Raw genomic sequence first — 12,663 nt, forward strand, 5'->3', positions numbered from 1 at the left:
TGAAACCTTAATTAAAATGTTATGGGAGAGCAAAAAAGACGAGAAGTTAAAGAAGAAAAAACCCAACCTTACTTTATTTTTGAAAAGAAAAATTACGTGATGATGGCCATTGGCCTAGGCGTAATCGCTTTAGGTTTTATACTCATGGCAGGCGGTGGTAGCGATGACCCCGAAGTTTTTAATCCCGAAATTTTTAGCTGGCGAAGAATTCGTTTAGCTCCTATGCTCGTTCTACTAGGTTTTGGTATAGAAGTTTATGCTATACTCTTAAACCCAAATAAAAAATAATGGAAGTACTTGATGCTTTAATCCTTGGTGTTATTCAAGGTTTAACCGAATTTCTTCCAGTTTCTTCTAGCGGTCATTTAGAATTAGGAAAAGCCATTTTAGGCGACAACAGTATTCCCGAAGAATCTATGCTTTTTACGGTAGTCATGCATTTTGCAACCGCACTAAGTACCCTTGTAGTCTTCCGTAAAGATATTTTAGAAATACTAAAAGGTTTATTTCAGTTGAAATGGAATGAAGAAACGCAGTTTTCTCTAAAAATTATTATTTCTATGCTGCCTGCAGCAATTATTGGAGTTCTTTTTGAAGAAGAATTAGAACAGCTTTTTGGTGGAAGTGTTATGCTTGTAGGTTTTATGCTTATCATCACGGCTCTTTTACTTTGGCTAGCCGATAAAGCTAAAAACACCGAAAAACCTGTAAGTTACTCCAATGCCTTCGTCATTGGAATTTCTCAAGCCATAGCCATGCTTCCTGGTATTTCTAGAAGTGGTGCTACCATTTCTACATCGGTTCTTTTAGGAAACGATAAAACCAAAGCTGCAAGGTTTTCATTTTTAATGGTTGTTCCTCTAATTTTGGGAAAAATTGCTAAAGATCTTCTTAGCGGAGATTTAACTTTTACCACAGAAAACGCCACGAGTTTGTGCGTAGGTTTTATCGCTGCATTTATAGCAGGATTAATTGCCTGTACGTGGATGATTGCTTTGGTTAAAAAAAGTAAATTGAGTTACTTTGCCATTTATTGTTTAATTGTGGGAATTATTGCAATTGCCGTAAGCTATATGAATGGATAATTTTACTGCTGAAGATTTTAAAAACGGACAAATTTTACTTTTTGATAAACCTCTAGAATGGACCTCCTTTCAATTGGTTAATAAAGTGCGTTGGCTTATTCGTTCTCACTGCGGAATTAAAAAAATAAAAGTAGGACACGCTGGGACTTTAGATCCCTTAGCAACAGGACTTTTAATCATCTGTACAGGAAAATTTACCAAACGCATACAAGAGTTGCAAGGTCAAGAAAAAGAATATACAGGCACATTTACCCTAGGGGCCACCACTCCTTCTTACGATCTAGAAACCGAAGTTGATAATACCTTCCCTATAGATCACCTAAACGAAGAGGTTTTAAATAATGCTATTCCCCAATTTTTAGGAGAAATTGAACAATACCCTCCCGTATTTTCAGCATTAAAGAAAGAAGGTAAAAGGCTTTATGAATATGCCAGAAAAGGCGAAGAGGTAAAAATAGATTCTAGAAAAGTGAGTATTTCTTCATTTACGCTTACGCGGATAGATTTACCAGAAGTAGATTTTCAAGTGAGCTGCAGCAAAGGCACTTACATTAGAAGCCTAGCGCACGATTTTGGAAAAGCTGTAGAAAGTGGCGGACATCTTTCGGCTTTACGAAGAATAAAAATTGGAGATTTTAATGTTAATGATTCCTATGATCTAGATAGATTTATAGCTACACTTCCACCAAAATCTCCGAGGGAGTAAATCTTACTTAACTTAATAAAGCTTGTAAATCTTCTATAGTAGTTTGTCCTTTATCTTGATTATACCAACGCTGTAAATCTTCTTTAAAACTAGCGTCTAATTGACCAAATTCTTGCTTATAATCTGCAGTAAGTTTTGCCGCTGTTGAAGGTCTTGGACCCCAAGTTTCTATCACTTCTAAATTTTCTTCTTTAAGCATGATTAATTTTGGAATTGATTTTGCTCCATTGGTCAAAAATTGATTAATTAAATCGTCTTCACTATCTCGTAAAACAATTTTCAATTCTATGTGAGGGTTTAATTCTGCTAAAGCATTAAGAACGGGCAACCCGTGTGCAGCATCTCCACACCAGCCTTCAGAGACCACTAACCAAAGCATTTTTTGATCGTAGTTTTTAAAGAATGCTTCAGCTTCTTCGGTTATTTTTAAAGTTTTTTCCCAACGCTTCATTCGGCGTTGGTTAAGTTTAGAATATTCAACCAAGCTTTCTTCTTGAATTGCTGCTGTAGATTTATTCTCGGCCAACAAATCATTCATTAAAGTTTTATATTCTGTATAAGACATCGCATTTTCTAATGCATCTTCTATCGTCTTTTTTAAAGATATTGTTTTCATTAAGTTAATTTTTAGGTAGGTCGTAATTTGCTTACTATAACTTACTAAATTAGAGTAAATTTTTAAATTATGAAAAAGAAAAGATGTGGTTGGTGTGAAGGCGATGAACTTTATGAGGCTTATCACGATCAAGAATGGGGAGTGCCTGTTTTTAATGATAAAACCCTATTTGAGTTTCTTTTATTAGAAACATTTCAGGCTGGATTAAGCTGGATTACCATTTTAAGAAAACGGGAAAATTTCCGTAAAGCATTTGATAATTTTGATTATCAAAAAATTGCAAAATATTCCGAGAAAAAGATTGAAGAATTACTACAAAATTCAGGAATCATAAGGAACAAGCTTAAGGTTAGATCTGCTGTGACCAACGCACAAGCTTTTATAAACATACAAGAAGAGTTTGGAAGCTTTAGTAAATATATTTGGGATTTCGTAGACCATCAACCCATCCAAAATAAAGTTGAAAACTACAAAGAGGCTCCGCCTAATACTCCGTTAAGTGATTTACTCAGTAAAGACTTAAAAAAGCGAGGTTTTAAGTTTGTAGGATCTACTGTTGTTTATGCACATATGCAAGCTACAGGTATGGTTAATGATCATGAAACTTCTTGCTTTAGGCACAAGGAAATTGCTCAACATTAATTTTCAGTTATGAAAAAGTTATGTTTTTTTCTGTTTATAATCTTTAGTTTGAGTACTATTGCACAATCAAAAAAAGAAGAAGTTGAACAACGTATCACTAGAGATAAAATGCCTCTAGAAGCTCTTCAAATTTTAGATTTTTTTAATGATAGAAAATTTAAAAAAGAGCATTATTTTTTTGAAAAAGACGGAAATAGAGGGAGTTACGAAGCAAAATTCATTTATAATAAAAGTGTTTATAGTGTAGAATTCTCGCCTAAAGGTAAACTTGAGGACGTTGAAGTTGTTATAAAAAAGCAGCAAATTCCTCAAAAACCTTTAAATAAAATAGAATCTTTTTTAAAAGATAATTTTGATGCATTTAAAATAGTTAAAGTACAAAAACAGTTTAAAAACGGGGTAGCGAAAGAGGTATTTGAAAAGTCACTTTTACTTACAAACCATCCCGATAATTTTGAAATCATTGTACAAACAAGGCTAAAGGGAAGCTATTATAAATATGAAATTTTATTTGATGCTAGCGGAGATTATAAAGAGAAACGAAAAGTGGTTAAAAATCAATTTGATTACCTCATTTTCTAAATTCGCATTATCTGTTTTTTTTCTATTTATTTCTTACACTGGTTATTCACAAACCAACTTTACTGGCTATATTAACCCTGAAATATCAATAAATATTTCTAATGAAAGTCCTTGGTCTCATTCTTTTGGTATAGCTCAAAGAGACGTAGTTTATACAGATTATGAAAATGTAAATGATTTTGATAAAGAACTAGACTTTCAATATAAGTTTTTGGAGCTTAATCATTATACTAGTAGACAAATAGGTTTTCATAGTAAGGTTAGTGCCGGTATTCGTTACCGATTTGAAGATGGAAAGAATGAAACCCGTATTATAGAACAATATGCTTATTCCAAAAAAATAGGTAGAATTAAAATTGCTCACCGCCTAAGACTGGCTCAACGTTATAGAGAAATTACAACGTTTAGGACTCGGTACAGATTTTCAGCAGAATTTCCTTTGCAAGGAGATAAAGTTAACCCAAAAGAATTCTCTTTAGTTGCTTCTACCGAAGCTGTTTGGGAAATGGGAAAAAAGGAAAGACCTAATTTAGGTCAACGTTTTGCTGCTCAAATCAATTATCGACTATTTGAAAACACTAGACTCAACCTAGGACTTGAATATAGACACCGAGATTACACTCATTCTCCTTATGTGGAAGTGTTTCTCCTTAGCGGATTAAAAATATCTCTCTAATCTTGTTGCAAATAGCTTAAAAACACTTCGCGAGGCACTTCTTTTGCCCCTAAACTTTCCAAATGTTTAGTATGCATTTGACAATCGATAAGTTTTATATTTTCAGCTTTTAGTTTCTCTACTAAAGAGATAAACCCATATTTAGAAGCATTGCTTACTTTAGTGAACATACTTTCTCCACAAAACACCTGCTTCTCCTTCAAATAGACGCCATATAAACCTCCTACAAGTACATTTTCTTCCCAAACCTCGACTGATAGCGCATGGCCAAACTCATGTAGCTTCATATAAGCCGAAATCATATTTGGAGTAATCCATGTATCCTCTTGGTCTTTTCTATATACTTGGGAACAATTATGAATGACTTCCGCAAAATTTTGATTGTAGGTCACTTTAAAAGCACTTTTTTTAAAAAGCTGTTTCATGCTTTTAGAAACTTTTAAATCTTTAGGAAAAAGAACCATTCTAGGATCTGGACTCCACCACAAGACAGGATCACCTTCTTCAAACCATGGAAAAATACCTGAGCGGTAAGCTTCTAATAAACGCTCTGGAGATAGTTTTCCGCCAATAGCTAACAAGCCTTGATCATCTGCTTTTTCTACAGCAGGGAAGGGTTCTTTATCGTATAAAATTATCATTAAAAAGAAAAAATAATCATTTATATTAAATTTACATTGCTCGTTTTCAAATTTTTAACGATATTTGAGTTAACCTTTTGAGATTAAATTTTTGTTCATCATTGCTTTTTTGAATTTGTTTTTCACAAGGTTAATAATAAGAAAATCCGACTTTTTAAGTCGGATTTTCTGCTGAAAAAGCTTATAATTTTTAGATATGTTGATCGATTAAAATTACATTTCCATCAGGGTCTTTTACAATTAAACTGCCAGGACCTTGGGTTTCTTTTTTCACTTCTTGTTCTAAAACAATATCACTTTCTTTTAAAGATTTTTCAATCTCTCGAACATCATTATAGTTCTCTAAAGTTTGAGCGTTTTCATCCCATCCAGGATTAAAAGTAAGAATGTTAACTTCAAACATTCCTTGAAATAAACCAATGATCGCATTTTCATTCTTCATGATTAAATAGTTCATTTCTTCATTTCCGCCAAGGGCTTTAAAACCCAATTTTTCATAAAAGGCTTTAGATATTTGCAAGTCCTTTACATTTAAACTCATTGAAAATGCTCCTAGTTTCATATGCTTATTTTAGAAAGGAAGATCGTCGTGATCTTCTTCATTAAGATTAGTTGCTGGCTCAAATTGATCTGCTGGAGGAATTGGAGCGTTATTTTGAGAATTTCCTGCTTGTAAGTTCTCGATTCTCCAACCTTGGATAGAGTTGAAATATTTGGTTTCTCCTTGAGGGTTAACCCACTCTCTTCCTCTTAAGTTAATTCCTATTTTTACTGCTTGCCCTTCTTGGTAGCTATTTAGCAAATCACATTTATCTTGAATAAATTCTACTAAAATATGTTGTGGGTATTGCTCTTCTGTCGTTACTACTACCTCTCTCTTTCTAAACCCGTTACTCCCGTAAGTTTTAGTCTCATCAATCTTTTTAATCTTTCCTTGAACTTCCATAATTTACTATTTATTTTTTGCTAATAATATCTTCCATGCACTCATTACTTCCTCTTTTTTAAGATATTCTTGAGCGATAGCATGAATTTTCTCTTCTGAACTCTCCTTAACGTAATCTACTAATTTATTTTCTGATAAAAATTCAGTAATTTCTGTTTCATCAGGTATGTTTTCTACATTGCCTAATTTACCTAAATCATTACCCGTTAAAATTGTACTTGTTCTAATACTTTGCGGAATATTATCTACCCCGATACCTAAAGTGGTTTGCGGCTTCGGAATTTCGAAAACACCCATATTTGCTCTAGAATACAGGTTTCCTCCCATTCTCGCAACTTGATCTAACTTATGCTGATCTATCTTTTCTCCTTCTGCCAACACATCTTCACTTACATGAATTCTCAACACTTCACAAATCACTAAATTTCCAGCTCCGCCTTTATCACCTAAAGGTTTTACTTCATTTACCTTGCATTCAAATTGAACCGGAGATTCTTTCACTCTAAAAGGTTTTACCACTTCAGATTCCTGCATGGTTAAACCTGTTTTTTCAAACTCATTAATACCGTCGGCATAATCTGTACTTGCCAAAGACATTTGTTGTACCATATCGTAATTCACGATATTAATTACAACTTCTTTATGATTTTTTACATTTTCTAACGTGTGCTTTTCTGAATCGTCTTTAATTCTTAATACGGGTGAAAAAACAAGAATTGGCGGATTTGCACTAAATACATTAAAAAAACTAAAAGGTGCCAAATTAGGTTCTCCTTTTTCATTTACGGTACTTGCAAAAGCTATTGGTCGAGGTCCAACAGCACTTACCATAAGTCCGTATGTTTTTTTAACAGGTACTTTTTTAGGATCTATTGTGAGCATGTAAGTTTCTTTTCCGCAAAGATAATTAATCTTGTGAGCAATGAAAAAATGAGCTTATATTTATAAAAAAGATTATATTTCAAATTCATTATAGATTTTTATATGTTTTACTCGAAAGAGCGTAAATTTTTTAGGTGGTTTGTCACTTTATCTTCCATCATTATTATAGGTTTATTCTTATGGAATGTCTCTATCTTCTTTGATAAGATAAAAGAAGAAGAGCGTAATAAAATGGAAATTTTAGGAAGTGCCTATTCCGAAATTTCTAAAAGCAATAATGATGATAACATCAATGATATTATTGTAGAAATATTGTCTACCAATAGCACTACTCCAATGATTGTATTTGGAGTAAATGATGAAAGTTATAGCTCTAGAAATATTGCCGATGAAGAGATTAATTCTCCAGAGAAAAAGTTAGAGCTCATCGAGAGTTTTAAAGAACAATATCAACCCATAGAAGTTTACGATGGTGATACGTTAGTAAGCATTGTTTATTATGGTTATTCAGATTTATTGATACGATTAAAGTACTTTCCTATTATTATAATTTTAATCATTTTACTATTCTTAGGAATCATTTACTACTTCTTTTCAACTTCAAAATCTCACGAACAAAGTCAGCTATGGGCGGGAATGGCTAAAGAAACTGCTCATCAAATAGGAACACCTTTGTCTTCTTTAGTAGGTTGGACAGAAATTTTAAGAAGTGAAAATGTTAATCCTTCCTATTTAGTAGAAATAGAAAAGGATGTAAGTAGGTTACAAACCATTACCGAACGCTTTTCTAAAATAGGCTCTTTACCTAAGCTACAACCCACAAATATCATAGAAGCTACTCAAGATTCTTATGATTATTTAAAAGCACGAACCTCAAAACTTATACATTTTGAGATAAAGCTTCCGCAGAAAGAGATTATGGTAGACCTTAATGAAGAACTTTATAGCTGGACTATAGAAAATCTTGTAAAAAATGCCATTGATGCCTTAAAAGGAAAAGGAGACATAAAAATTGAAATTAACGAAGAAACCAAATGGGTACAAATCTTAATTTCCGATAACGGTAAGGGTATCCCTAAAAGTCAGTTTAAAAAGATCTTTACACCTGGAGTAACCTCTAAAAAAAGAGGTTGGGGACTTGGTCTCTCTTTAGCTAAACGAATTATAGAAATCTATCATGAAGGCAGAATTAAAGTACTTAAAAGCGAACTTAACCAAGGGACTACTTTTGAGATAAAACTTCTTAAGAAAACCGAAACCTCATAAATTTACTTCTTAAAAACCTCTTTACTTAGATCATTATTAAATTGAATATTAGTCCAATTCACAGTCGTCCAAGGACCTTCTGTGATCGCTGCATCCCAAGTAGATTTTTTGTACGTACGCTTAGCTGGAATTAGCATACCATCAACTTCATCATAATCCAATATCATTAAATATGGGGTTTCAATCACTCCAAAATCAGCTACAGTAAAAAGAAATTGATCTACCATAGAGGTTTCTTTATTTATGTATAACTGATAGATATCGGTAGGTTGATTATCATCTGAATTAAATGTGATTTTCACAATATCATACTCAGCTTCATTTATTGTTTCTTCTTTAACAAATTCATAGTTTACGCTAGAGTCTAATAGCTTTTGAAACATAGCAAACCAATAGAAATTAGTAGGTCTATTAAAAGCAACTTTTTTTAAACGTTTTTCATCCTGTACAACTTCTCCATTATGTTTTAGCCAATATTCATCTCCGTCAAATCCTTGTTCAATCTGTCCTTCAAGATCGGGAAATGTTCTTTCGTGATGCTCGTACGATCCATAAGACAGCTCACCATCAAAAATATATTTCTCTGTAGAAATATCAGATTTTCCATCTGCAGTCGTATACGTATAAGTGTAGACCACATCTTCTTTATCTAATAATGTTTGGTAATCTCCTACTTCATTAACCATAGTAGAAACTAACTCATGTCCTTTATTTTTAAAAGACTTTGAGGTCTTTTCCTCTAATTTTGACTCTTTCTTGTCATTACAAGACATTAATAAAACACTTAAAAGAATAACTATTAATGGCGTTGTTTTCATTCTATTCATTTTCTTGAAATTTATGATTAAGTAGTTAGCAAAGAAAATTTGCTAACTTTTAAAATAAGTTGTATTTAAAAATTAGCTGCTATTTGTTTCGCTAATTTCTCCATTTCATCACTACTCATTTTTATTTTACGTTCAAAGCGGATGTCATCCATTTCTTGTAACGGGATTAAATGTACGTGAACGTGAGGCACTTCTAAGCCAACCACAGACATCCCAATACGTTTACACGGAATTGTTTTCCGTAAAGCTAAAGCTACTTTTCTAGAGAACTTCATGAGATTTTGGTAAGTTTCTTCATCTAAATCGAACAGTTTATTAACCTCCTTTTTCGGAATACAAAGGGTATGACCTTTTGCATTTGGGTTAACATCTAAAAAAGCTAGAAATTCATCGGTTTCAGCAACCTTATTTGCTGGTAATTCTCCGTTGATAATTTTTGTGAATATCGTTGACATATATTTTTATTTTAAAGGTATAAAATTAAGTTCTTACATCTAAAGCGTCTCGTAAAGCATTCCCAATTAACATAAATGCCATAACTAAGCTCATAATTGCTAAGCCCGGAATAATGGCTAGATATGGCTTTCCTAGAATAATGTAACTGTAATGATCTTTTATCATTCCACCCCAACTTGGCATAGGAGGTTGTGCTCCAATACCTAAAAAGCTTAAACCGCTTTCCACCAAAATAGCAGCGGCAAAATTTGCTGCTGAAATCACAATAACGGGAGCGATTATATTAGGAATAATATGTTTTTGAATGATTCTAAAATTACTAAACCCTAAGGCTTTTGCAGCAGTTACATACTGTAGTTTTTTCACTCCAAGTACTTGGCCACGTACGACTCTCGCTACTTCTACCCACATAGTGAGTCCTACCGCTATAAAAACCTGCCAAAAACCTTTACCTAAAGCAAGTGTAATTGCTATTACCAACAACAAGGTAGGAATGGACCAAGTAACATTGATAAGCCACATAATGGCTTGATCTATTTTACCACCGTAATATCCCGCAATAGCTCCTAAAGAAATACCTATGACTAATGAAATAAAAACAGCTACAAACCCAATGGATAAAGAAATTCTAATTCCCACCAACATTCTACTCAACATATCCCGTCCGTATTTGTCGGTTCCTAAAAGAAATGTCTTCTGCCGAATAAACTGTTCTTCTACATGTTGCCAAGAATCTACACCTTTAAAATCTTCTTTTAACGTATAGGTCTTTGCTAATCCCTCTATTCCTTCACCTGTATAAGGTGCTGCATAAAGAGTATCATTACTTATTTTGTAATTGGTAATTGGAATCTCTGCGGAAGAAATATTCTCCCCAAAGAAAAAAGAAGAAATAGCAGATTGAGAAGAAGTTTCTATAGGAAAACTCAACATTTTCACTGAAAACCCAGGGTTTTTAGAATGTATAGATAAATGCATTTGGTTAGCATTCGCCGTATCATCTGGAGCAAGAGTGTAGGCAAAAACAGCCAAAAGCAAACAAAAAACTACAAACCAGAAACTTAAAACGCCCCAAAAGTTTTTTTTAAACTTTTGGAGCGCTAAATGGGTTAATGAACTAGATTTCTTTTTATTCATTTAACTTTAGTCTTTGATCGTTGCCATCTTAGACTTTTTAATATTATTTAGTTTCAGATCTTCAAGTACGTGAATAGCCTCTTCTACATATACATCTTTACTTAAATTCTCGTGCCAACGGGTTCTTTTTTCCGCTAAGGTAGTATCTGTTTTAAACAGCTCTACTTCGTAAGGCAATGAAGTGAAAGTTAAATCGCTATTGTAATCATTAATTACATCAAAGCGTTCTGCTTTTTTCTCGCTTTCTTCAATTTGCGACTTATATTCCTCATAGTTTAAACTAAAAGTTTCAACCCCACGTTGTTCTTTAATCCACTGAGCACTTTCATCGATAAGCTTTAATTGTTCATTTTTAGCCATTCGTTTTTTACTACTTTCAATGGTTTCTTCAAAACCAATATAACCATCCCAAATCTCATAATCTGCAGAATCAATTTGATCCCAAGGTAAAGGATTATCCATATCTTTTTCTCCTAAATCGATATAGCTATAACGGTCTGGAACTACTACATCACTTTTCACTCCTTCTAACTGAGTAGATCCTCCATTAACTCTATAGAACTTTTGTCTAGTAATTTTTAAAGCTCCCATATCTCCTAAATCGCTATTTCTCATCCAACGATTAAGATCTACAACACCTTGTACAGTTCCTTTACCATAGGTTTGCTTGCCTCCTATAATAATAGCTCTTTTATAATCTTGCATTGCTGCAGCTAAAATTTCTGAAGCAGAAGCTGATAATTCATTCACCAAAATCACTAGAGGTCCGTCCCATAAAATAGAATCGTCTGTATCTGGTAATACTTCTACTTTATTATCTCCAGAACGTACTTGCACTATAGGTCCTTCTTTAATGAATAAACCAGCAATATCAACTACGGCAGATAAAGATCCTCCTCCGTTATTTCTTAGGTCTATAACAAGACCATCCATATTTTCTTTCTTAAGGGCTATGATTTCTTTTTCAATGTCTGAAGCTGCATTTCTATTTTTTCTATTCTCCATATCAAAATAGAATTTTGGCAGGTTAATCAAACCATAATTCTTTCCTTCCTTTTCAACCATAGAGCTTTTAGCGTAGGTTTCTTCAATCTCTACTACGTCTCTAATGATTTCAATATCTTCAATAGAACCACTTACTTTTTTTACCGTGAGAACAACTTTTGTACCTTTTGGCCCTTTGATTAAGCTAACCGCATCGTCTAAAGGCATCCCTATAAGGCTTACAGACTCTTCTTCGTCTTCTTGTTTTACTTTTTGAATAATATCTCCTACTTCCAATTCTTCTCCTCTCCAAGCTGGACCTCCAGAAATAACATCTACAATTTTAATCTCGTCCATTCTTTTTTGAAGACGTGCTCCTATTCCTTCTAAACTACCAGACATTTGAATATCAAAACGTTCTTTATCTTCTGGAGCAAAGTAGAAAGTATGAGGATCAAACTCTTCTACAATGGCATTAATATAAAGAGAAAACCAATCTTTTCTTTCTAAATCATCATTAAGGCTGTAAAATTCATCTAAAGATTGTTTTGTAGTTTCTCTAGCTTCTTTCTCTAACTCTTTATCGCTCTTAGGCTGGTAAGATTCATCATCTTCTACCTTTTTATCTTCTTGCTCTTTTAAATCGTAAAATGTAGAAAGTGCAGAAAATTTGAGTTGAGTTCTCCATCTTTCTTTTAATTCTTTCTTATTAGAAGCATACTCTAAATCATCATAATTAGTATTGATGCTTTCCTTTTCAGAAAAATCAAATGGTTTCTCTAGCAATTCTGCATAAAAGTCTTTTGTGTCTTCTAAACGCTCTTGTAATCTATTATAAGTAAGGTTGAAAAAGTCAATTTTATGAGCTAAAATTTCGTCATCGATTTTGTTTTTAGAAGATTCAAAATCTTTTAAATCACTCTTTAAAAAATATCGCTTACGCGGATCAATTCCGTTAAGGTAATCTTTATAAACTTCCTGTGAGAATTCATCATTAATATCCTTTGGACTGTAATGACCTTGCGTTAATACAAAAGATATAAGTTCGATAAGCACCTCATCTTTATCTGAATCTCCGTCAGTTTCTATTTTGTTAGTTGTAAAACTGCAAGAAGCAACAGCTAGCAACAACCCTAACAAGAAAATTTTATAGTTCCTTTTCATAAATCTTTTTATTTTCATTAGCATTCTATCAATATAGCATTAAAAATTATGCC

16 protein-coding genes are annotated in these 12,663 nt (G+C 33.0%); 7 read left to right on the top strand and 9 right to left on the bottom strand.

All coding sequences use genetic code 11. The features are described 5' to 3' along the window. Positions 1-21: 21 nt before the first annotated feature. From LX95_RS00870 to truB, 3 genes are read left to right on the top strand one after another with little or no spacing between them, the layout of a single operon-like run. On the top strand, positions 22-288 hold the full coding sequence (locus LX95_RS00870) for a DUF3098 domain-containing protein (protein WP_111539532.1): 267 nt from the start codon (positions 22-24) through the stop codon (positions 286-288). Next, on the top strand, positions 288-1,085 hold the full coding sequence (locus LX95_RS00875; RefSeq protein WP_111539533.1) for an undecaprenyl-diphosphate phosphatase: 798 nt from the start codon (positions 288-290) through the stop codon (positions 1,083-1,085). Before LX95_RS00870 ends, LX95_RS00875 begins: the two co-directional genes overlap by 1 nt. Continuing rightward, positions 1,078-1,791, top strand: coding sequence for a tRNA pseudouridine(55) synthase TruB (truB, locus tag LX95_RS00880; protein ID WP_111539534.1), 714 nt, complete (start codon positions 1,078-1,080; stop codon positions 1,789-1,791). Before LX95_RS00875 ends, truB begins: the two co-directional genes overlap by 8 nt. Before the next feature lie 7 nt (positions 1,792-1,798). On the opposite strand, the gene LX95_RS00885 is transcribed toward truB, so the two are convergent. After that, a complete protein-coding gene (locus tag LX95_RS00885; protein WP_111539535.1) occupies positions 1,799-2,407 on the bottom strand; it encodes a thioredoxin family protein in 609 nt (202 codons plus the stop codon). Positions 2,408-2,476: 69 nt separating this feature from the next. Between LX95_RS00885 and LX95_RS00890 the strand changes: the two genes are divergently transcribed. From LX95_RS00890 to LX95_RS00900, 3 genes are read left to right on the top strand one after another with little or no spacing between them, the layout of a single operon-like run. After that, positions 2,477-3,049: a DNA-3-methyladenine glycosylase I gene (locus tag LX95_RS00890; RefSeq protein ID WP_111539536.1), complete on the top strand. Its 573-nt coding sequence runs from the start codon at positions 2,477-2,479 to the stop codon at positions 3,047-3,049. A gap of 48 nt (positions 3,050-3,097) precedes the next feature. Then, on the top strand, positions 3,098-3,631 hold the full coding sequence (locus tag LX95_RS00895) for a hypothetical protein (protein WP_111539537.1): 534 nt from the start codon (positions 3,098-3,100) through the stop codon (positions 3,629-3,631). Further along, positions 3,612-4,307 (top strand): DUF2490 domain-containing protein, encoded by a 696-nt coding sequence (locus LX95_RS00900; RefSeq protein ID WP_170116560.1) that lies wholly within the window; start codon positions 3,612-3,614, stop codon positions 4,305-4,307. Before LX95_RS00895 ends, LX95_RS00900 begins: the two co-directional genes overlap by 20 nt. Here LX95_RS00900 and aat read toward each other — a convergent pair. The 4 genes from aat to LX95_RS00920 all read right to left on the bottom strand — a co-directional run bounded on the left by aat (position 4,304) and on the right by LX95_RS00920 (position 6,776). Next, on the bottom strand, positions 4,304-4,948 hold the full coding sequence (aat, locus tag LX95_RS00905) for a leucyl/phenylalanyl-tRNA--protein transferase (RefSeq protein ID WP_111539539.1): 645 nt from the start codon (positions 4,946-4,948) through the stop codon (positions 4,304-4,306). The two genes, LX95_RS00900 and aat, sit on opposite strands and share 4 nt — an antisense overlap. Positions 4,949-5,138: 190 nt before the next feature. Continuing rightward, positions 5,139-5,510, bottom strand: a complete 372-nt coding sequence (locus tag LX95_RS00910) for a VOC family protein (protein ID WP_111539540.1) — start codon at positions 5,508-5,510, stop codon at positions 5,139-5,141. A gap of 9 nt (positions 5,511-5,519) precedes the next feature. Further along, positions 5,520-5,894, bottom strand: coding sequence for a DUF3127 domain-containing protein (locus LX95_RS00915; protein ID WP_111539541.1), 375 nt, complete (start codon positions 5,892-5,894; stop codon positions 5,520-5,522). A gap of 6 nt (positions 5,895-5,900) precedes the next feature. Next, the gene (locus tag LX95_RS00920) at positions 5,901-6,776 is read right to left on the bottom strand and encodes a flavin reductase family protein (protein ID WP_111539542.1); all 876 of its coding nucleotides are present in this window, start codon (positions 6,774-6,776) and stop codon (positions 5,901-5,903) included. 102 nt (positions 6,777-6,878) lie between these two features. Between LX95_RS00920 and LX95_RS00925 the strand changes: the two genes are divergently transcribed. After that, on the top strand, positions 6,879-8,042 hold the full coding sequence (locus LX95_RS00925) for a sensor histidine kinase (protein ID WP_111539543.1): 1,164 nt from the start codon (positions 6,879-6,881) through the stop codon (positions 8,040-8,042). Positions 8,043-8,044: 2 nt separating this feature from the next. Here the strand turns inward: LX95_RS00925 and LX95_RS00930 are convergent, their stop codons facing one another. From LX95_RS00930 to LX95_RS00945, 4 genes are all read right to left on the bottom strand, one after another. Then, positions 8,045-8,860, bottom strand: a complete 816-nt coding sequence (locus tag LX95_RS00930) for a DUF6503 family protein (RefSeq protein ID WP_245924702.1) — start codon at positions 8,858-8,860, stop codon at positions 8,045-8,047. Positions 8,861-8,934: 74 nt separating this feature from the next. Beyond that, positions 8,935-9,324, bottom strand: coding sequence for an HIT family protein (locus LX95_RS00935; RefSeq protein WP_111539545.1), 390 nt, complete (start codon positions 9,322-9,324; stop codon positions 8,935-8,937). Positions 9,325-9,349: 25 nt separating this feature from the next. After that, entirely contained in the window at positions 9,350-10,462 is a 1,113-nt protein-coding gene (locus LX95_RS00940) for an ABC transporter permease (protein ID WP_111539546.1), read from the bottom strand. Positions 10,463-10,468: 6 nt separating this feature from the next. After that, positions 10,469-12,610 (bottom strand): carboxy terminal-processing peptidase, encoded by a 2,142-nt coding sequence (locus LX95_RS00945; RefSeq protein ID WP_111539547.1) that lies wholly within the window; start codon positions 12,608-12,610, stop codon positions 10,469-10,471. Positions 12,611-12,663: the final 53 nt, after the last annotated feature.

Origin of the sequence: Mesonia algae (genome assembly GCF_003253545.1) — a bacterium.
Taxonomy (GTDB): Bacteria; Bacteroidota; Bacteroidia; order Flavobacteriales; family Flavobacteriaceae; genus Mesonia; species Mesonia algae.

Coding starts and splice junctions, on each gene's coding strand:
- LX95_RS00870 (WP_111539532.1), top strand. CDS start 22: ATGGGAGAGCAAAAAAGACGAGAAGTTAAAGAAGAAAAAACCCAACCT.
- LX95_RS00875 (WP_111539533.1), top strand. CDS start 288: ATGGAAGTACTTGATGCTTTAATCCTTGGTGTTATTCAAGGTTTAACC.
- truB (WP_111539534.1), top strand. CDS start 1,078: ATGGATAATTTTACTGCTGAAGATTTTAAAAACGGACAAATTTTACTT.
- LX95_RS00885 (WP_111539535.1), bottom strand. CDS start 2,407: ATGAAAACAATATCTTTAAAAAAGACGATAGAAGATGCATTAGAAAAT.
- LX95_RS00890 (WP_111539536.1), top strand. CDS start 2,477: ATGAAAAAGAAAAGATGTGGTTGGTGTGAAGGCGATGAACTTTATGAG.
- aat (WP_111539539.1), bottom strand. CDS start 4,948: ATGATAATTTTATACGATAAAGAACCCTTCCCTGCTGTAGAAAAAGCA.
- LX95_RS00910 (WP_111539540.1), bottom strand. CDS start 5,510: ATGAAACTAGGAGCATTTTCAATGAGTTTAAATGTAAAGGACTTGCAA.
- LX95_RS00915 (WP_111539541.1), bottom strand. CDS start 5,894: ATGGAAGTTCAAGGAAAGATTAAAAAGATTGATGAGACTAAAACTTAC.
- LX95_RS00920 (WP_111539542.1), bottom strand. CDS start 6,776: ATGCTCACAATAGATCCTAAAAAAGTACCTGTTAAAAAAACATACGGA.
- LX95_RS00925 (WP_111539543.1), top strand. CDS start 6,879: ATGTTTTACTCGAAAGAGCGTAAATTTTTTAGGTGGTTTGTCACTTTA.
- LX95_RS00930 (WP_245924702.1), bottom strand. CDS start 8,860: ATGAAAACAACGCCATTAATAGTTATTCTTTTAAGTGTTTTATTAATG.
- LX95_RS00935 (WP_111539545.1), bottom strand. CDS start 9,324: ATGTCAACGATATTCACAAAAATTATCAACGGAGAATTACCAGCAAAT.
- LX95_RS00940 (WP_111539546.1), bottom strand. CDS start 10,462: ATGAATAAAAAGAAATCTAGTTCATTAACCCATTTAGCGCTCCAAAAG.
- LX95_RS00945 (WP_111539547.1), bottom strand. CDS start 12,610: ATGAAAAGGAACTATAAAATTTTCTTGTTAGGGTTGTTGCTAGCTGTT.